The sequence below is a fragment of the Flavobacterium agri genome (assembly GCF_013401995.1).
Classification (GTDB): domain Bacteria; phylum Bacteroidota; class Bacteroidia; order Flavobacteriales; family Flavobacteriaceae; genus Flavobacterium; species Flavobacterium agri.
The window spans coordinates 343615-363077 of sequence record NZ_JACBJI010000004.1; the positions used below are offsets into that span (position 1 = coordinate 343615).

17 protein-coding genes are annotated in these 19463 nt (G+C 46.6%); 5 read left to right on the plus strand and 12 right to left on the minus strand.

Features of this window, described 5'->3' with window-relative positions:
* Positions 1–92: 92 nt before the first annotated feature.
* Entirely contained in the window at positions 93–641 is a 549-nt protein-coding gene (locus tag HZF10_RS11665) for a hypothetical protein (RefSeq protein ID WP_176006379.1), read from the plus strand.
* On the opposite strand, the gene HZF10_RS11670 is transcribed toward HZF10_RS11665, so the two are convergent.
* The 9 genes from HZF10_RS11670 to HZF10_RS11710 all read right to left on the minus strand — a co-directional run bounded on the left by HZF10_RS11670 (position 638) and on the right by HZF10_RS11710 (position 10274).
* Positions 638–1306: a queuosine precursor transporter gene (locus tag HZF10_RS11670; protein ID WP_176006380.1), complete on the minus strand. Its 669-nt coding sequence runs from the start codon at positions 1304–1306 to the stop codon at positions 638–640. The two genes, HZF10_RS11665 and HZF10_RS11670, sit on opposite strands and share 4 nt — an antisense overlap.
* Entirely contained in the window at positions 1306–1869 is a 564-nt protein-coding gene (locus tag HZF10_RS11675; protein ID WP_176006381.1) for a DNA-3-methyladenine glycosylase I, read from the minus strand. Before HZF10_RS11675 ends, HZF10_RS11670 begins: the two co-directional genes overlap by 1 nt.
* A 1-nt stretch (position 1870) precedes the next feature.
* Complete coding sequence (locus HZF10_RS11680) at positions 1871–5560, minus strand: TraB/GumN family protein (RefSeq protein WP_176006382.1); 3690 nt, start codon at positions 5558–5560, stop codon at positions 1871–1873.
* 149 nt (positions 5561–5709) lie between these two features.
* Positions 5710–6534: a translation elongation factor Ts gene (gene tsf / locus HZF10_RS11685; RefSeq protein WP_176006383.1), complete on the minus strand. Its 825-nt coding sequence runs from the start codon at positions 6532–6534 to the stop codon at positions 5710–5712.
* 137 nt (positions 6535–6671) lie between these two features.
* Positions 6672–7493 carry a 30S ribosomal protein S2 gene (rpsB, locus tag HZF10_RS11690; RefSeq protein WP_176006384.1) on the minus strand — a complete coding sequence of 274 codons (822 nt, stop codon included), beginning with the start codon at positions 7491–7493 and terminating at the stop codon, positions 6672–6674.
* A gap of 145 nt (positions 7494–7638) precedes the next feature.
* Entirely contained in the window at positions 7639–8025 is a 387-nt protein-coding gene (rpsI, locus tag HZF10_RS11695; RefSeq protein ID WP_176006385.1) for a 30S ribosomal protein S9, read from the minus strand.
* The gene (gene rplM, locus HZF10_RS11700; protein WP_176006386.1) at positions 8025–8480 is read right to left on the minus strand and encodes a 50S ribosomal protein L13; all 456 of its coding nucleotides are present in this window, start codon (positions 8478–8480) and stop codon (positions 8025–8027) included. Before rplM ends, rpsI begins: the two co-directional genes overlap by 1 nt.
* Before the next feature lie 263 nt (positions 8481–8743).
* Positions 8744–9523, minus strand: coding sequence for a ferritin-like domain-containing protein (locus tag HZF10_RS11705; protein WP_176006387.1), 780 nt, complete (start codon positions 9521–9523; stop codon positions 8744–8746).
* A 16-nt stretch (positions 9524–9539) separates the two neighbouring features.
* Positions 9540–10274, minus strand: a complete 735-nt coding sequence (locus HZF10_RS11710) for a ferritin-like domain-containing protein (protein WP_176006388.1) — start codon at positions 10272–10274, stop codon at positions 9540–9542.
* A gap of 210 nt (positions 10275–10484) precedes the next feature.
* Here HZF10_RS11710 and HZF10_RS11715 point away from each other — a divergent pair, with 210 nt between their 5' ends.
* On the plus strand, positions 10485–11510 hold the full coding sequence (locus tag HZF10_RS11715) for a LacI family DNA-binding transcriptional regulator (RefSeq protein ID WP_176006389.1): 1026 nt from the start codon (positions 10485–10487) through the stop codon (positions 11508–11510).
* Positions 11511–11531: 21 nt separating this feature from the next.
* Here the strand turns inward: HZF10_RS11715 and HZF10_RS11720 are convergent, their stop codons facing one another.
* Complete coding sequence (locus HZF10_RS11720; RefSeq protein WP_176006390.1) at positions 11532–12845, minus strand: serine hydrolase domain-containing protein; 1314 nt, start codon at positions 12843–12845, stop codon at positions 11532–11534.
* A gap of 173 nt (positions 12846–13018) precedes the next feature.
* On the opposite strand from HZF10_RS11720, the gene HZF10_RS11725 reads away from it, so the two are divergent.
* Together HZF10_RS11725 and HZF10_RS11730 are read left to right on the plus strand one after the other, a co-directional pair.
* On the plus strand, positions 13019–13549 hold the full coding sequence (locus HZF10_RS11725; RefSeq protein WP_176006391.1) for an ankyrin repeat domain-containing protein: 531 nt from the start codon (positions 13019–13021) through the stop codon (positions 13547–13549).
* The gene (locus HZF10_RS11730; RefSeq protein ID WP_176006392.1) at positions 13546–14316 is read left to right on the plus strand and encodes a T9SS type A sorting domain-containing protein; all 771 of its coding nucleotides are present in this window, start codon (positions 13546–13548) and stop codon (positions 14314–14316) included. The genes HZF10_RS11725 and HZF10_RS11730 overlap by 4 nt, the downstream gene beginning before the upstream one ends.
* A 50-nt stretch (positions 14317–14366) precedes the next feature.
* Here HZF10_RS11730 and HZF10_RS11735 read toward each other — a convergent pair whose 3' ends face one another.
* Together HZF10_RS11735 and polA are read right to left on the minus strand one after the other, a co-directional pair.
* Positions 14367–15020, minus strand: a complete 654-nt coding sequence (locus HZF10_RS11735; protein WP_176006393.1) for a DUF1579 domain-containing protein — start codon at positions 15018–15020, stop codon at positions 14367–14369.
* Between the two features lie 226 nt (positions 15021–15246).
* On the minus strand, positions 15247–18084 hold the full coding sequence (gene polA / locus HZF10_RS11740; protein WP_176006394.1) for a DNA polymerase I: 2838 nt from the start codon (positions 18082–18084) through the stop codon (positions 15247–15249).
* A gap of 149 nt (positions 18085–18233) precedes the next feature.
* On the opposite strand from polA, the gene HZF10_RS11745 reads away from it, so the two are divergent.
* Positions 18234–19463, plus strand: a complete 1230-nt coding sequence (locus tag HZF10_RS11745) for a metallophosphoesterase (RefSeq protein ID WP_176006395.1) — start codon at positions 18234–18236, stop codon at positions 19461–19463.

Sequence of the window (19463 nt, forward strand, 5' to 3'; positions counted from 1 at the left end):
CCGCTTCCATCTGGGCTAGACAATCGTTTGAGGCACGGATTTTGTTGCGATGGCACGAAAAATCCTATATTCGGGAACAAACTCTACTTCTGTTGAAATCGGCAAAACTTTCAGGATCCACAAAAAATCTCACTTACCTTTTGATGCTCACGGGTTTCTGTGCTTATGCGCAACCTGTCGATACTGAAGGTACATCTGCGCGTACCGTCAAAGATTCGGTAATCCAATTCATTGAAATAACAGGCACGGTCGAAGATTTGGGCCCGGTTCACAATGCGCACGTATTCGAAATCGGGAAAAGCAACGGTACAAAAACCGACAAAGACGGGAAATATGCCATCCGCATCCCGCTCGAACATTTTAAAGATACCGTTCGCCTACAGTTCGAAATTAGCGGGACGGTGCCTGTAGAAAGAATCGTTTCACCCACTACTAAAAGCCTCAAAGTCCGTCTTAATGAGAGAAGAACGAAAACGCGTACCAAGTGGGTTTTTACGACCGAAATGCAAAAACCCGACGTAGGTGAGATCGTTTTGTACTCGCTTGAGAAAATCATCCATATCGTAAAAAACGCCAAACGCGATAAGAATGATGACGAACCAAAACCAAGGGAAGTCCGTTCTAAAACACCGCGCTTCTAATCTGGTGTTTCTACGTGTTCATGCACGAACTTGTCGATGATCCAATGCGCGAGGTAAATCACGGGTGTGAGCAGAATCGCGATTCCCAATTTTACGCTATATCCCGTCAATCCTGATTTTATAAAGGTTTCGGTATCCATTTTTCCGGTTAGGTAAAACGCGATGCCGAGTACGATGAAGCTGTCAAAAAACTGCGAGATCACCGTCGATCCCGTCGTGCGCAGCCAAATCATTTTATGTCCGGTGCGTTTTTTAACGAGGTGGAAAATCGTCACGTCGATGAGCTGTGAAACCAAAAACGCCGTGATGCTTCCTACGATGATCCATAAACTTTGGCCGAAAACGGATTGGAACTGTTCGTCGGTTACATTGGTCAACCCGTCCATTTTCGCGGCCGGAATCTGCAAAGCGAAATACAGTACGATAAAACAATACGCGATTAAGCCGGCGGTAATCATCGATAGTCGGCGCACGCCTTTCTGTCCGAAGTATTCGTTGATCAAATCGGTGGTGATGAAAACGACGGGCCACGGCAAAATCCCGATACTCATCAGATTCGGACCTACGAAAATGAGTTTCCCGCCAATGAGTTCGGCCACGACCGCATTCGTGATGAAAATTCCCGCAAGGATAACGTAAAGCGTGTCTTTTTTGGTTTTGAACATCAGGATTTGGTTTTCTTGAAGCAGGCGTCGATGTGGTCGTCTACCATTCCCGTAGCCTGCATGTGTGCGTAAACGACCGTCGAGCCCACGAACTTGAATCCGCGTTTTTTCAAATCCTTGCTGATTTCGTCCGAAAGCGGTGTCGTTGCGGGCACGTTTTTGTGGTTCGGCATCGGGTTTACGATCTGTTCACCGTTCACGAATCCCCAAATGTATTTCGAGAAACTGCCGAATTCCTTCTGGACTTCCATAAACGCCAGCGCATTGGTCACGGCCGCTTTTATTTTGGCGCCGTTGCGGATGATGCCCGCGTCTTGCATGAGATCGGCTATTTTGTCGTCGTCGTATTTCGCGACTTTTTTGTAATCGAAATTGTCGAAAGCCTTGCGGAAATTCTCGCGTTTGCGCAACACGGTAATCCAACTCAGGCCCGCCTGGAACGTCTCCAAAGTCAGGAATTCGAACAGCATTTTGTCGTCGCGCACGGGAACACCCCATTCTTCGTCGTGGTATTTCACATAAAGCGGGTCGGTTCCGCACCAACTGCAGCGTATTTTTTCCATATCAATAATCGGATTCGGGATAGTATAAATTGTTTTCGGCCTGTTTGCCGAACGAAGCGCGCGAGTGACCGGAATTAAGCAATCGATCTATAATCACGTCGTACTCTTCGTCGAGTTTGGATTCGTCCGAAATATCGGTAGAACCTAGGAATTTCCAAGCTTGTGGGTCGATGCCGTGTTCGTCGCCAAGGAAAGCTACCGTTACGAGTTTCGAACTTTGTAAACCGTAGTTCGGATTTTTCGGGGTCTGGTTTTGCCTGAAAAAGAACAACGTCGCTTTTCGGTTGCCGACATCGGTAGTGCGCGTGGTCAGGAATTCGATTGTCGGGGCATTTTCATCGGTATCCGAAAACGAAGCGACAAGAGCTTTCGCAATTTCGTCGTCGGCCCATTTCGCACCCGACTTATCGTCGTAAAACAAACGATAGGCAGTGAAACCCGTTGCCGGATCGCCGAGCAAAGCGGCAACCCTATCCTGATCGGGTTTGGCGCCATTGGCCAGGTCGAGACGCACCAATTCCAGATTGATTTCGGGCAAATCGAGTGCCGCCGCCTTTTTGAACCATTCGGCAACTGCTTTGTCTTTTTTGAAAGCGTACAAAAGATTGGCGTAATTCTTCAGGTTTTCGGTCGGAGAACCGTAGAAATAACTGTCGTCTGCCGCTTGTTTGGTTTTCCAGACCGAAACGCGTTTGGCTTCGAGACGTGCGTCGGCAAGCAATAACTTTCGGTAGGCTTTGAGTTTTTTCGGGTTCACCTGGTTTTCGCTTATGAGGCGTGTAGTGAACTGCACGATCGGATCCTGATACTCCGAAACGCCATAGTATTGGAAGATTGCTGGATATAAAACCTTGCTGTTTTCGGCATCCTCTCCAAACATGAAGAACAATCCTGCGATTTCCGATTGGTTGTTCGACAGCGGCAGATCGTATTCGAGCAATTCGGCGATTTTTTCATAACCGGCTTTCGATTTCTGCTTCGCGAGCGCACGGATTATCGCGAGCTGCAACACTGCGTTCACGTTATCTTTTCGGTAACAGCTTTCCAAAAAGGGCACGACCTGCGGATCTTTGATGTTTCCGATGCGTTCGAGCAAAGACGAAAGCGCCTGGGTTTCTTCCGGCCTGAATTCGAAAGTCGTCAGGAACTCTTTAAGCGCGGGCAAATCGGTTTTGTCGAGTTGAAGCAAATCGACCGATTCGAAAGCCGAATATCGGATGCTGTCGTTTTCACTTCGCGCATCGGCTATAAAAATTCCGGTCTTCTTCATGAAAAGCGAGTGTTCGGGCGCTTGGGTCAAAGGCTCGAACGAATCGGCGAGTCGATCGATGAAATCCTTGTCTTTTTGTGCTTTCGGCACGAGCGAACGGATGTACCAGATAAAACCGTCCTGCACAAAGGCGACATAGCGCGCGGCTTGTTCCGATCCGGGACGTTGGGCCGTTGCGTCGAGTCGGGTCAATTGTCTGGTTTCGTCGAACGTGAGTTTTTCGTTTACAAGTTCGGCTTTGTGTTGCTTGTTGTTTTTGTCTTTCGAAGGTTTGAGCAATTTGTCCCAGGTCGAAAAAGGCAAAACGGACTGTTTTCCGTCAAGGTCATAATCGTCCGAACCGAATGCCTGTGCAACGGGAATGCTGTCGTCGTCGGTTGCGGTTTTGTTGTAATCGTCAAGGATATTTCGTCTGATGTTGACCAAAAGCGTATCGCGGTTGCGCACGAAATCATACCGGTGATACGACCACGCGAACACATCGGCGGTCTGGCCAGAAGGTGAAACGAAATTATACTGCTTGTCGCGCGTCTTGAAGATGTTTTTTTTGTCTGGCGAAAAATTTTGGGCTTTTTCACTGATTTTCCAGAAGTAATGTTCGTTTTCCTTTTCGGGAAGATCCATTGAGAAATGCGCTTGTTCGTCAGCGAATTTTTTGACGGAATAATCGGTCCTGAAAGGTTTTACCGTGAAAGATCCGAAGAATTTTTTGGTATTTTCGTTCGAAGCGTTTATCGTTCCAAGCAGGTAATAATGTTGCCCGTTCACGATGGTCTTGAGCCTGAAATGTTTTTGCCCGAGCCGGCCGGCCGATTCGTAACTGTTGTCGAACAAGACCGTATCTTCGGGCGAAGGCACGATCTGGAGTTGCGTAAAGAATTCCTGTTGGATACGCTTGAGTTCAAACGCCGTATTTTCTAGCGTTTCGTTGTCGTTTACCGCATACTCAGAAAGGAAATACCAGGATTTTTCTGTGGCGTCGAACGCATTGATTTCTATATTCTCTGGGTTGGATGAGTCGCGATTCCCGTAAATGGTGTGATAGGCGGGAAGGTTGACCGAAAATCCGCCTTTTGCAGGACTGACGGTTTCCCAGGCCGATGTCGATTTTTTGAGCTTTATGTTCGCGAAAATCTCGTTCTCATATTTGCGCACATAATTGCCGTTGCCGTTCATGCTCACGCAAATGATTTCCAAAGGTGTGATGTAATAGCGCGAATGCTGGGCGTTTCCGGTTTTGGTTTTGTTGGTGATGTCGTAAACCGAATAATTGTCTTCGGAATAGAAGCGCTTTTGCAAGATCGTACCCGGAATATTCTCATAAAAAAGGCTGTCGAGCGTTTGCGGGTTAAACCCGTCGGATTCGCGCAGATAATCGCGCAAAGGCAACCGTTTGAGGTTGATCATCGCGCCATTCGCCAAATCGGGAGTGCCGATATCTTGGTTGTTGTAAATCGGTTTAGTGAGCATCGGTAGCGAAATCATCGCATCGGGAGTCGATTTGACGCTGAAATCGGGTTTGATGAAATAATTGTCTATAGTCTTTTTGGTGGTGCGGCCTTTTTCGGTATATCCGTCGATGACGGCCTTCACCGTGTAGCCTTTGTCGCGCAGCAGTTCGATGATACCTTTCTTTCCGGGTAAATGCGCAGCTCCGACGGCGGCGAACAAACTGCCTTTACGCGCGAGCGAATCGATGCTTTTCACCATGACCAGATTGCGGTCGAGGATAAGCGCCTTGTGGTAATTGGCGGGCGTCATAAGTACGTAAAGCGAATCGAGCATGTCGAGGTTTTTCTCGCGGTAAAAGTCGAGCATGGCCTGATTGAAGGTGCGTTCGCGTAACACTTTCGTAATCGCCTGCATGTTTTCTTCGCGGTTCTCGTCTTGCGCAGGTTCGGCGTTCATCACTGAAATCATAGAGGTTTTGGCGTTTTCGAGCCCGACCACTTTTTTCTTGTACTTGCGGCCGGTCTGATAGATGAACATGTCGAGATACGTGTCCTCTTGGTAATCTTTTTGGTTTTCGGTGGTACGCGACAGCAGGTTGTTGACGATGTTGTTATCGTTCTGGAAAAGCGGCAAAAGATTCTCACGTGTAAGCGGCTTTTGGTAAAACCTCGAATAGAATGGGCGACTGTTGAGCAAATCGTCGAATTGGTTCATGCCCAATGCGTCGTAAAGCGTGATCCAAGTAGAAGGATCGCTTTCGGTGGCCACGAAATCGGAGGCAAGCAAATGCGTGAAAAACGAATCCGACAAATGATAAGAAACCTTATCGCTCACATGCATCGAGCCGTATACGTACGATTTCTGTCCAAGACCGTTACCCGAGATTTCCCATAAGAGACTCTGGTATTTTTTGGGTTGGGCGATTACCGACGTCGCCAACAGCAACAAAACGAGTGAAATCTTTTTCAAAACCGGATTTTTTTAGGAGAAATGCCTGGATAGTAAAAGTAACAATACTTTACATCAACTCCAACAGCGTATGGTTTAGTGCATAAAAACGTGTAAAAACAAAAAACCCCGCCGTGAAGCGAGGTTTTTCTATCAATAGTTGAATTATATTAACCTAGAGCAGCTCTCTTGAAGCCAGTCACAGTAAGGTTTGAATCTACTGATTTTACATAAGATGTAACCGTCATAGATCCGTCTTTGATGTATTCTTGATTCACCAAAGTGTTGTCTTTGTAGAAACGCTGGATTTTTCCTTTTGCGATGTTGTCAAGCATAGCCTCCGGCTTGCCTTCCTGACGCAATTGGTCTTTTGCGATCTCGACTTCTTTTTCGATGATTGACGCGTCAACGCCAGCCTCGTCAAGGGCAATCGGGTTCATCGCGGCAGCTTGCATCGCTACGTTACGTGCAGCTTCTTCAGCACCGGCAACATTAGCGGACAAAGAAACCAAAGTAGCGATTTTGTTACCGGCGTGGATGTAAGATCCTACGAAAGCTCCAGAAAGTTTCTCGAAAGAACCGATCTCGATTTTCTCTCCGATGACACCTGTTTGCTCGATCAATTTGTCGGCAACTGTGATTCCGTTGAAATCTGCGGCAAGGAAAGCGTCTTTTGAATCGAAGTTGATTGCAAGGTTAGCCAAGTCTGTAGCCAATTTTACGAAACCTTCGTTTTTACCCACGAAGTCAGTTTCACAGTTCAAAGTGATGACAACGCCTTCAGTCTTGTCAGCGTTAACAACAGCGATTGCAGCACCTTCTGTAGACTCGCGGTCTGAACGGTTAGCAGCAACTTTTTGTCCTTTTTTGCGAAGGATCTCGATCGCTTTGTCGAAATCTCCATCGGCTTCAACAAGGGCTTTTTTGCAGTCCATCATACCCGCTCCGGTAACGGTGCGTAGTTTGTTTACGTCTGCAGCAGTGATAGTTGACATATCTCTTAAGTTGTAAGTTTATAATTTGTGTAAAAGAAAAAATTCCAAACTCCAAATCCCAAAATCCAACTTTAAAAAACCGTTATTTCGGCAATCCATTGGAATGTGGGACTTGGCGTTTTGGAATTTTAAAGGATTTATTCTTCAGTTTTTTCTTCAGCTTCTACTGCAGGAGCTTCAGCAACCGGAGCCTCAACAGCCGGAGCTGCCGCTACTTCTACAGTTTCTGCTTCTTCTCCTTCAGGAGCATCTTCGAAAGCGGCGTCAGAATTGCGGTTTTGCAAACCTTCAATTACTGCTGCGGATACCAAAGAAAGGATTTTGTCAATTGATTTTGAAGCGTCATCATTTGCAGGGATAACGTAGTCAACTTCGCGTGGATCGGAGTTGGTGTCAACCATTGCGAAAACCGGAATGTTTAATTTTTGCGCTTCTTTTACTGCGATGTGTTCAGCTTTGATGTCTACTACGAAAAGTGCAGCAGGCAAACGAGACATATCAGCGATAGAACCTAAGTTCTTCTCTAGCTTTGCACGAAGACGATCGATTTGCAGTTTCTCCTTTTTAGAAAGAGTGTTGAAAGTACCGTCTTTCTTCATCTTATCGATAGAAGCCATTTTCTTTACGGCTTTACGGATAGTCACGAAGTTAGTCAACATACCACCTGGCCATCTTTCTGTGATGTACGGCATGTTAGCGGCTTTCGCTTTGTCGGCTACGATGTCTTTTGCTTGTTTTTTGGTCGCAACGAAAAGGATTTTGCGGCCAGAAGCAGCGATTTTCTTCAAAGCTTCGTTAGCTTCTTCGATTTTGGCTGCTGTTTTGTACAGGTTGATAATGTGGATTCCATTACGCTCCATGTAGATGTAAGGGGCCATGTTCGGGTCCCATTTTCTGGTCATGTGCCCAAAGTGGACACCTGCTTCCAGTAAGTCTTTAACTTCTACTTTGTTTGCCATTTTGTAAATAGTTTACGTTCTGTTGACATTAGCAATGTTTCTGTGGCTTACGCCTTTACTCCATTTAGATGCTAAACTAATCTCAGGCCGCAGCCTGATAACAACAATAACTCGTTTTAAATTTTTTACTAATTGAAGGTTCAGATTAACGTTTAGAGAACTGGAATCTCTTACGCGCTTTCTTCTGACCGAATTTCTTACGTTCAACCATACGTGGGTCGCGGGTAAGCAATCCTTCTGGCTTCAGGATAAGACGGTTCTCAGCTTCCACTTCGCACATTGCGCGAGCGATTGCCATACGAACTGCTTCTGCCTGGCCGTTTGTACCACCTCCGTACACGTTCACTTTCACGTCGAAGTTAGAAGCGTTTTGAGTCATCTCAAGCGGCTGCAAAACTTTGTACTGAAGCGTAGCAGTTGGGAAGTAAGTCGCGAATTCTTTTTTGTTAACCGTGATTTTACCAGAACCTTCAGTTAGGTAAACACGGGCTACAGCAGTTTTTCTTCTGCCGATTTTGTGAATTGTAGCCATTACTTAATTTCGTTTAGATTAATGGTTTTAGGCTGTTGAGCAGCGTGTTTGTGCTCAGAACCTACATTAACACTCAGGTTGCGGAAAAGTTCTGCGCCCAATTTGTTCTTAGGCAACATTCCTTTTACGGCTTTCTCAACCAAAGCAGCAGGGTTTTTCTGCTGAAGAACTTTGGCAGTAAGGGATCTTTGACCACCTGGGTAACCTGTGTGACGAATGTAAGTCTTGTCGTCAAGTTTGTTACCGGTAAGGTTGATCTTTTCTGCATTGATAACGATCACGTTATCGCCACAGTCAACGTGCGGTGTGTAACTCGGCTTGTACTTGCCGCGCAAGATCATAGCGACCTTAGACGCAAGACGCCCCAAGTTGTGACCTTCAGCATCAACAACAACCCACTCCTTTTTCACAGTGGCCTTGTTGGCTGATACAGTCTTGTAGCTTAATGTGTTCACAATAAATTTATTTAATTAAACATTCCGTCCCCAATATAAGGGGCTGCAAAAGTACAATTAATTATTATAAATGCAAACCGCTATAAAAGATAATTTTATGGGATGAAAAAAGGTAGGAAATTTCAAAATATTAAGTGCCAAATTCCAGTTTTTGAACCGGAAAGTCAAATGTTGGATTACTGCGAAAATTTCATTTGATAGTTTCACAATAAAAAACCGCCCATCAATTGACAAGCGGTTTCTTGCAAAAAGTCACACTATAATTATACGATAAACAGATTCGCGATGTTCACGGCCGTTTGCGTACTGATGGTTTCGTCGTACGCTTCCGATTGCGCCGCCGCGTCGAATTGCCCCGCGCCGAGAGCCGTGCTTTCTTCTCCGTCATACACGACTTGTACCTGAGGAGGAAGGCCGCCGCTGTTGTTCAAAGTGATCCAGCCTTTTTGTCCGCGCATGCGACGGATTTGAGAAGCGTGTCTTGCCTCGACCGAATGTATCTGAAGCGCCGCAGTCAGAAAATCCGAACCCATCAAGTAACCGGCCTGGCCTTTATAAGCACGAACGCCCGTATCTTCGAACGCTTGGGCTACGGCAAGGAACTGGTCGTAATTGTTGAAAGGATCAAGTCCGATACCGCCCGAAAAATCGAAAGTCGGCATTGCCGGAATCGCGATCCCGTTGGCTTCCATCGCGGTTGTCAAAAACGAAACGTGATCGGCTTCATGGTCGCGGATCAATGTGATCGCCGCCTGGTCTTCTGCCGGAATCAACCCGGCCGAATCGACCGCGGTCGCATAAAACGCACTTTCCAGATATTCCAATGTCAGCGCCAATTGCAAGGCGCCCGCTGCGGTTGCCGGAGTCGGCGTGATGTCTGCGGCAAAAGCCTTATTCGACAAGGCCGAAAGACCGAACGGAAGAGATGCCAATGCGAGTCCTTTGCCTAAATTCCCGAATTGCGAAAAGCTATTTCTTCTCGAAGTTCCCGTTGCGTATAGTTTGTCGTCGGTAAACGATTCTAAAAATTTTATCAGATTCATGATGATGGGTTTTAGGTTATGGTAAATACGTAGCGGTGAATTGGGTCGTGATGAACTGTTGCGCCACCGGAGCGATTTCCGAAGGTTTTTTCGCCGGATCGAGTCCGTTCGCGTCTGCGGTATTGGCGAAATCTGTCGAACCTGGGTTTCTCAAATCGCGCACAGCCGACGCGTGACGGGCTTCAACCGAAACGATTTGGCCTGCAATCACAAGATAGTCAGGATTGGTAATCAGTTTTCCCGCACCGTTATAAGCCGAAACGCCCGTGTCTTCGAGCGCTATGGCCGTATCGATTACACTCGATTGGCTTGAGAAGTTGACGCCCGGATAAGTAAACGCCAACGCTGGCAACAATTGTGTCGTCGGATTCGGAAGCGCGTCGGTCAATGCGGCCTTGAAGAATTCGCGATGGATGACTTCGTGTTTCTGAAGGTCGGAAAGAATGTCTTTGGCTTGTTCACTGAATGAGGAAAAAGCCGCGTCGTTGACCACTTTCGTGTAGAAGTCGGCTTCGAGCTGTTCGAGTGCATATGCGTAGGTCAACACGCCGAAGTCGCCTCCGCCAAGATCGAAAACGCCGTTGCGGATTCCCGGCAATTGGTTCGACGATCCGCCCGAATTATCGTCGTCATTGTTACAGCCAGCTAACAGCAAGCCCGTACCGGCCAAGGTAAGGCCGCTGATTTTAAGGAAATTCCTGCGACTGGTCAACGTCGGGTTTTCGTCCTTAGTGATTACTCTGTTTTCCATAATTAACATTTTAAGAATTAATAGTCGTGGTTGGCACGAATACGTATATTTGTACTTAACCTAAACCTACGTTGCCAATTCAATTATGGTTTTGAAGAATTTCGGATTTTTGTAACGTTTTTTAACTGTTTTCGAAACTTTATTTTTACCGTTGCACTATTTTCCTGAAAAATTGTATAATTTCCCTTTAAATGCTGAAATCGTTCCATTATGAAGTCTAAGGCCACGCTTAAACAAATCGCAAAAGATCTGCATGTATCCGTTTCAACCGTTTCGAAAGCGTTGAACGACAGTCCCGAAATCAGCGAACAGACCAAAGCCAAAGTCCAGGAATATGCCAAACTCAAGAATTACAAGCCGAATGTCATCGGATTGAATCTTAAGAACCGCAAGACCAAAACGATTGGCGTGATCATCCCGAACATCCTCAATCCGTTTTTCGCCAAAGTTTTTACCGGAGTCGAAAAGATCGCCGACGAGAAAGGCTACAACATCATCACGTGTATTTCGAACGAGTCGCTCGAGAAGGAAGTGCATGCACTCGAAATGCTGAGCAACGGTACGATCGACGGTTTTATCCTTTCGATATCGGAAGAAGCGCAAAAACTCCAGGAATTCAACCACTTCAAGCAAATCATAAACGAAGGCACGCCAATCGTGATGTTCGACCGTATTTCAGATGAAGTGGATTGCGATAAAGTCATCGTAGACGATTACGAATCGGCCGAGAACGCCGTGCAGCATTTGGTAAAAACCGGATGTAAAAGAATCGCTTTGTTGTCTTCTATCGACAATTTGAGCGTCGGAAAACTTCGCGCCAAAGGTTTCTACGCCGGACTCGAGAAAAAAGGCGCGAAAGTAGACGAAACGCTTGTCGTGCTTACCGATTCTACCGAAGATTTCGACAACAAGCTCGCCAAACTGTTCGCCGACCAAAAAATCGACGGGGTTTTCGCCGTAGACGAGCACGCCGCGGTTTCGGCCATGAAAGCCGCAATCAAGAAAGGTTATAAGATTCCAGAAGAACTTTCGATCATCGGGTTTGCCGACGGCGTATGGTCAAAACGACTCACGCCAAGTATGTCGACCGTAAGCCAGCACGGACCAGAAATCGGGGAAGCCGCGACCAAATTGCTCATCGAACGTCTCGAAAGCCAAGATGACGACGAACAGAAATACAAGACGGAAGTCATCAAAACCGAACTTCGCCAGCGCGAATCGACCAAAAAAATATAAGCGGCCCGAAAGCCGCTTTTTTTATTCCTTGTTGAAATCTACATTTATTCCCGCTTGCTTGAGGTTCATCTTTCCGGGTGAAAATTCGAGTACGATTCCCGCGCCTTTGAACTCGAACCTCGTTTCGCTTTTGGCTTCGAGCGGAAACGCCGATTGGCCGTCGGCTTGGGCGATCAACTTTCCGTTTTCGGTAGAGATCGCGATCTTCAAAGGGAAATTGGCCGCCGAATATTTTCCGACATAGCTTTTGAGTATGGTCTCGCCGACTTTGAATTCGGTTAGATCCGGAAATTTGTAATCCTTGCCATAGTAGATCGATAGGATTCCGATCATGATGTCGTTGCGGTTGTAGTTGTCGCCGTTCACGCAGAGCGAAACCCCGAACTTTGAGTTGGGTTCATACCCGACGACAGAACGGAAATTCTCGATGCCGCCCGTATGTCCGTAAAACATCTTATCATCGAACGGGACGGAGATCAACCCCAAACCATACGTGTCCTTGAGCGTTTTCATTTTCTCGAGAGAAGCGGCGTTGATCAGTTTTCCGTCGAACAATCCCTTCATGAACGCTGTCAAATCGGATGGTGTCGAAACCAAAGCGCCCGCAGAATACGCAAGCGAGTTCGACCATTCCGGAATCGTTTCCCAGTGTTTGCCGTCGTAAATCGCAGAAACCGCCTCGTTTTTGGCAAAATCGATTTTTTCGGGCAAGTAGGTGTTCTTGAGTCCGAGTTTGGAAATGATGCGTTTCTGGACGTTTTCAGAATACGATTTCTTCGTCACGTCTTCGATAATATAACCCAAAAGGATATAATTGGAATTGCTGTACGTGTATTTCGAATCGGGAGCGAAATCGGAAGCATAACCCGCAATCCTGTCTACGATTTCCTGTTTGGAATGCGGGCGTCCGATATTTTGTGCGGTTATCGAATCGGCTAGGATCTCGTGGATTCCCGTGCGATGGCGCAACAGCATCTCGACGGTGATCGCGTCTGCATTCTTGATTTTGGGGTAAAATTTCGAAAGTTTATCCGAAAGGTTGAGCTTTTTTTCTTCGACAAGCTGTAAAACCACGACCGCGGTAAAAGGCTTGGTGATCGAGCCCACTTTGTATTTAGTGTTTTCGTCCGATGGTTTTTTGTTGTAGACGTCCGAATAACCGTAAGCTTTCGCAAAAACGACCTTATCGCCTTCGCGCAATGCGACCGATCCCATGAATTTATTATTGGCCGAAAGCAGCGTCAACAGGCTGTCTATTTTCGGAAATTTCTGATTTGTCTGCGCCTTGATTCCAAAAGCGACGAACAAGAGCAAAAAAATGTAAGATTTTTTCATCTGTTTAAGGTTTTTACAAAGATAATTACACAAAACTTATTGTGCTAATTCTCGACGATAAGCTGTAAATACTCATAAAACGGCTACATATTCTCAATGAAAAGCATGATTTGATGATTTTGAAACAATCTATCGTTCGGAATTTCACTAATTTAGGAGCTAAAATTCAAGCTATGAAAAAAATGTACTTATTCCTGTTCTTGTCCTTTTTCGGATGGTCGGCCTCGTCCCAGAACGCCGATATTTTCGATGTGGCAAGAACAGGCACGGTTGAGCAGGTTAAACAACTGCTAAAATCGGATTCCAAACTCGCCAATGCCAAGAATGCCGATGGTTATACGCCTTTGATCCTTGCGTGTTACCGCGGAAACAACGAAGTAGCGAAAAGCCTGCTCGAAAACGGTGCCAACATAGACGCGATCAGCGGTATGGGAACCGCGTTGATGGCCTCGGTCGTGAAAGGAAATGAAGAGATGGTAAAATATCTCATCGAACGCAAAGCCAATCCGAACCTCGCCGACGCCAACGGTACGACCGCACTTTTGTATTCGGTCATGTTCAAAAAGCACAATTTGGCTACGATTCTGGTAAAAGCAGGCGCAAATCCGGAACATAAAGACAACCGCGGACAATCGGCCATCGATTACGCCATTCTGGCAAACGACGACAAATTAATTGAAATCTTAAAAACCAAAAAGCTATGAAAAAAATTACCTTTTCCGTTCTCGCCTTGCTCGGCATGACCTCTGTTTTCGGGCAATACAGCACAGGTACGTTGACCTTGAGTTCTTTCGGGTCGACGTCTCTCGGGATGACCGCAAAAATAGACGTGAGCGCGACGCTCGTAACATTGACACTTACCGGCGCTTCTACCGATTGGCTCGGAATAGGCTTCAATGCCACTGGCATGGGCAATGTCGGAATGGATTGCGTCATTTTTGACGGAACCAATTTAAGCGACAGAACATTTAACGGAGTAGGTGTAACGCCGCCTTTGGATGCACAACAAAACTGGACGGTAACCTCCAATACGGTCAGTGGCGGAACGAGAACTGTAGTCGGCACACGCGCCCTTAACACAGGTGATGCAAACGATTACACGTTTACGGCAGCGGCGAGCTCCTTGAGCATCGTTTATGCAAGACGTTCCGGAAGTTTGACCATCGGATATCACGGTGGCGACAGTTGTGGTTCTACAACTGCGAACCTGGTATTGTCTACCGAAGATTTTAAAGCCGAATCGGTAAAAATGTACCCGAATCCGGCAAGAGGATCGGTAAACTTCCAAACGCCGTCTTATGTTTCAACTGGAGAGATCAAGTTTTACGACGTTCAAGGGCGTATGGTAAAACAACAAGAAATAAATTCCATGGAGACTGCAGTTTCCACATCGGGAATGATAACGGGCACTTATATGGTCGTTGTCCGAACGGAATACGGCAATGTGACCAAAACGCTTGTCGTAGAATAAAAACGAACTTTGTTAATTGAAAAGGCCGGAGTCATCTTCCGGCCTTTTTTTTATTTTCTCTTGAGCTCGATTTCCATCGATTTGTATTCCTTGCCCGTCGGGTCGCTGTCGAACATTTCCATTTTGCGTGTGTTGTCGTCGACGAACGTGTAAACTTCGCGGAAACCTTTCTCTTTTTTGGTCATCGGATCGACCGAAGAACCTTTGAACGTAATCGATTTCGAAGCCGGATCGTATTCGCCGGTCGTGTACATTACGCCTGTTCCCATGTTGTCCATCCACGTCGATTCAAACTTTTTCGAAGCGTTGTTGAATCCGACGCTTGCTACGCCTTCAAAGTCCATTCCGTCTATTTTTCCTTTGTAGTGCGCTTCCTGATAGCGTCCGCCCATGACCATTTTGATGTCTGCGGTCGATTCGGCTTTCGTAGGGTTAGTCGGATCCATGTACATCGTCATATTGGCTTTCCAGCTTCCTACGTCCGATGCCAACAGTTTGTGCATTTCGCCTGGAGTCATGTATTCGCCCCAAGCTTTTTCCATTTCCTCTTTTGAAGGCGGCGCAGCAGTTTCGGCCGTTTCAGCGGCCGGCGCCTCTACTTTGACCGTGTCGGCCGAACCGGTTTCTACAGCTTTGTCTTCGGCTTTTTTGCAGCCTGTCACGGTCAAGGCCAAAACGGCTGCACATAATAGTAATTTTTTCATATTCCTTGTTTTTAAGTTGGTCGATTAAAGATAGTTAAAATCAGGCGGTCCCGGAAATCGAAATATTAGGAAATGACAGGTTTTTGAACTTTATGAAAAAGGACAGATTTTCTGTAAGTGAATGTGTTTTGAAAAATGTATGTTCGTAGACCTAACAGGTTTACAAAACCTGTTAGGTCTACGGCCAGAAAAAGTGATGTGTTTTTGTAGTATTAAAATAAAACAATTAATGCGCCTCAAGCCAATCGTTTCCTACGCCCATATCGACTTCTAAAGGAACGGCAAGCTCGAAAGCATTTTCCATCTCGTGCTTGATCATCGGTTTGATTCTCTCGAGTTCGTCTTTGTATACGTCGAACACCAATTCATCATGTACCTGAAGCAGCATGCGGCTTTTCCAGTTTTCCGAAGTCAATTTTTTATGGATGTTGATCATCGCGATCTTGATGATGTCGGCCGCACTTCCCTGGATCGGGGCGTTTACCGCGTTTCGTTCCGCCGCACCGCGAACCACTTGATTCGCCGAGTTGATGTCTTTCAAATAACGCCTCCTTCCCGAAATCGTAGAAACGAAACCTTGTTCGCGCGCAATCTCGATCTGTTCGCTTATGTAATTGCGAAGTTTCGGATATGATTTGTAATACGCGTCGATCAAAGCCGCGCTCTCGCTTCTCGTGAGTGACGTCTGATTGCTCAGTCCGAAGGCCGAAACCCCGTAAATGATTCCGAAATTCACGGTTTTGGCGTTGCTTCGTTGTTCGCGCGTCACTTCATCCAAAGCCACGTTAAATACTTTTGCGGCTGTCGATTTGTGAATGTCTTCGCCGTTTTTGAACGCGTCGATCATGTTTTCCTCTCCGCTCAAAGCCGCGATGATACGCAATTCGATCTGGGAATAATCGGCAGAAAGCAACGTGTAATTCTCGTCTCTCGGCACGAACGCTTTACGGATTTGGCGTCCTCGTTCGGTCCTGATCGGAATGTTCTGCAAATTCGGATTGTTCGAACTCAAACGTCCCGTCGCGGCCACGGCTTGCATATAATCGGTATGGACGCGTCCGGTTTTGCCGCAAACCTGCGTCGGAAGCGCGGTCACGTATGTACTTTGCAGTTTCACGAGCTGTCGCCAATCCAAAATGTCTTTTACGAATGGGCTTGAAAGCGCGAGGTTCGACAGGATTTCTTCGCCCGTCGCGTATTGTCCGGTTTTGGTTTTCTTGATTTTTCCGCCTCCGATTTTCATCTTGTCGAACAAAATCTCACCCAATTGTTTTGGTGAACCCAGGTTGAAACGCTCACCTGCGGCTTCATAAATCTGGCCTTCGAGTTTCTTGATGTCGCTGTCGAGTTCCGAAGAAAGCTGGGCGAGGAATTCGGTGTCGAGGCGAACGCCTTCCATTTCCATGTCGGCCAAAACCTGCACGAGCGGGATTTCGATCTCGTCGAACAGTTTTTTGGTCGATGTCTGTTCCAAAATAGGGGCGAAGTGCTGTTTGAGCTGCAAGGTCACGTCGGCGTCTTCGGCTGCATATTCCTTGATGTCGTCGAGCGGTACTTCGCGCATCGTCTTTTGTCCTTTGCCTTTTTTGCCGATGAGATCCTCGATCGGTTTCGGGGAGTATTTGAGATAGGTTTCAGACAATACGTCCATATTGTGGCGCATGTCGGGATTGATCAGGTAGTGTGCGAGCATCGTGTCGAAAATCGGGCCTTTGACGACGATCCCGTAATTCGACAAGATTTTCAAATCGTACTTTACGTTTTGTCCGACCTTTTCGATGGTTTCATTTTCGAAAAACGGACGGAATTTATCGACGAGCGCTTTCACTTCGTCGTAATTTTCAGAAACCGGCACGTAAAAGCCTTTTCCTTTTTCCCATGAGAATGACAATCCGACAAGTTCGGCAGTGATGGGGTCAATTCCCGTAGTTTCGGTGTCAAAACTTACCGAAGTCTGCTTGAGCAAATTGTTCACGAGAAGTTTTATCGCGAAATCACCTTCGACCGATTGGTAGAAATGCTCGGTATTTTCAAGCGTCGCATACGGATTCGTGGAAATGCCTTCGCTGGTTTCCTCACCGTGTATCTGCGCAAACAAATCGAATTGCTGTTCGTTCTTGACTATGGTTTTGGTAGGTGCCAATCCTTGTGTTTCGGCGGTTTGATACGTTTCGTGTTTGGCGAAGAATATGGTGTTGAATTGTTCGGCCATGCGTCGGAACTCGAGCTCGCGGAACAATTCCTCGACTTTTTCGCCGTCGGGTTTGGTCAATTCGTAATCCTCTTCGTTGAATTGTACGTCGCAGTCGCAAATGATCGTCGCCAATTGTTTCGACAGTATGCCGAGTTCTTTGTTGGCTTCGATCTTTTCGCGCATTTTGCCTGTGAGTTTATCGGTGTTGGCCAACAGGTTTTCCATCGTTCCGAATTCGGCAAGAAGTTTTTTTGCGGTGACTTCGCCAACTCCGGGAAGTCCGGGAATGTTATCGACGGCGTCGCCCATCATGCCCAGGTAATCGATCACCTGTTCGGGACGTTCGATTCCGAAACGCTCCAAAACTTCGGGAATTCCCCAAATCTCGATGCCGTTGCCGAGTCGGGCCGGACGGTACATGAACACGTTTTCGGACACCAATTGCGCATAATCCTTATCGGGAGTGACCATAAAAACCTGGTAGCCTTGTTTTTCGGCTTGTTTGGCGACGGTTCCGATCAAATCGTCGGCTTCGCAACCGGCCAATTCTATGATCGGGATGTGCATGGCCTGCAGGATTTGTTGGATCCACGGCACGGCGATACGGATCGCTTCGGGCGTTTCATCGCGGTGCGCCTTGTATTCGGCGTACATTTCGGTACGCACGGTACTGCCTTCCTTGTCGAAAGCGACGGCCAAATGGTCGGGTTTTTCGCGTTTGATCACATCGAGAAGCGAGTTCATGAAACCCAAAATGGCAGACGTATCCATGCCTTTCGAGTTGACTCTCGGATTTTTGATCAAGGCGTAATATCCACGGAAAATAAGGGCGTAAGCGTCGAGAAGGAAAAGGCGTTTTTGTGCAGCCATCGGTAAAAAGTTTAGTCCGTAAAAATAACAAACAGCATCCGAAATAAAATCCCGAATCGATTAATTATAAATCAAATGTTAAATATTGCGTTAACCTAATCAGGTAGAAAGGGCAAATGCAATAATTTTGAAACTCTTACAAAATAAACATGTTCCGCTGGCTTTTCTTTATTCTTTTTGTGGCTGTTATCGAGACGTATGCGTATCAGGCATTTCGCACCGTTACGAAGATTAAGTGGTTTCTTCTCGCGTATCAACTCATCTCGTTGTTCAGTATCGTTTATATCATATACCAATTTACCCAATTCGACCGTAAAGTCGGGCAAACACGTCTCACATTGTTCACATTGGGTTTGGTGCTTATTATTTATATCCCGAAAATCCTGCTCACCGTTTTTATGTTTACCGAAGACGTGTACCGCATGATCGCCGCATTGGTAAACGTGGCGACAAAGGAGAGACAAGGCGATTTTTTGCCTGAAAGACGCAAATTCATAAGTACGGTTGCGCTTGGCGTGGCTTCGATTCCGTTCGTTTCGCTTTTGTATGGGATGAAATGGGGCAAGTACAACTTCAAGGTCATCAAACAGCCGATTTATTTCCCCGATTTGCCCGATGCGTTCGACGGATTTACGATCTGCCAGATTTCGGATGTGCACAGCGGAAGTTTCGACAATGCCGAAAAGATCAACTATGCGATCGACCTGATCAACGAACAGCAAGCCGACATGTGTTTGTTTACGGGCGATATCGTCAACACGCACGCTACCGAAATGCATCCGTGGATAGACACGTTCAATCGCATCAAATCGTACAAATACGGTAAGTTTTCGGTGCTTGGAAACCACGATTACGGCGAATATGTTGAGTGGAACCATCCGAAAGACAAAGAGGATAACTTTAAGGCGATCAAGAATCTTTACGGCCAAATCGGTTTCGATCTGATGCTCAACGAGCACAAATTCATCGAAAAGGACGGGCAGCGCATCGCTTTGGTCGGTGTCGAAAACTGGGGAATCGGATTCAAGCAGGTAGGCGATTTGGGCAAGGCTTCACACGATTTGACGAATGATGACTTCAAGATCCTGATGTCACACGATCCTTCGCATTGGGACGTCGAGGTGAAAAACCATCCGAAAAACTATCAATTGACGCTTGCCGGACACACGCATGGTTTGCAATTCGGAATAGAAATACCGGGTTTTATCAAATGGAGTCCAATCCAATACCGTTATCCGCAATGGGCCGGATTATACGAAAATCTAGGACGCTATTTATATGTGAATCGCGGTTTCGGATTCCATGCTTATCCAGGCAGAGTGGGCATTTGGCCTGAAATAACGGTCATTGAGCTAAAAAAAGGGGCAAAATTAGCGTAA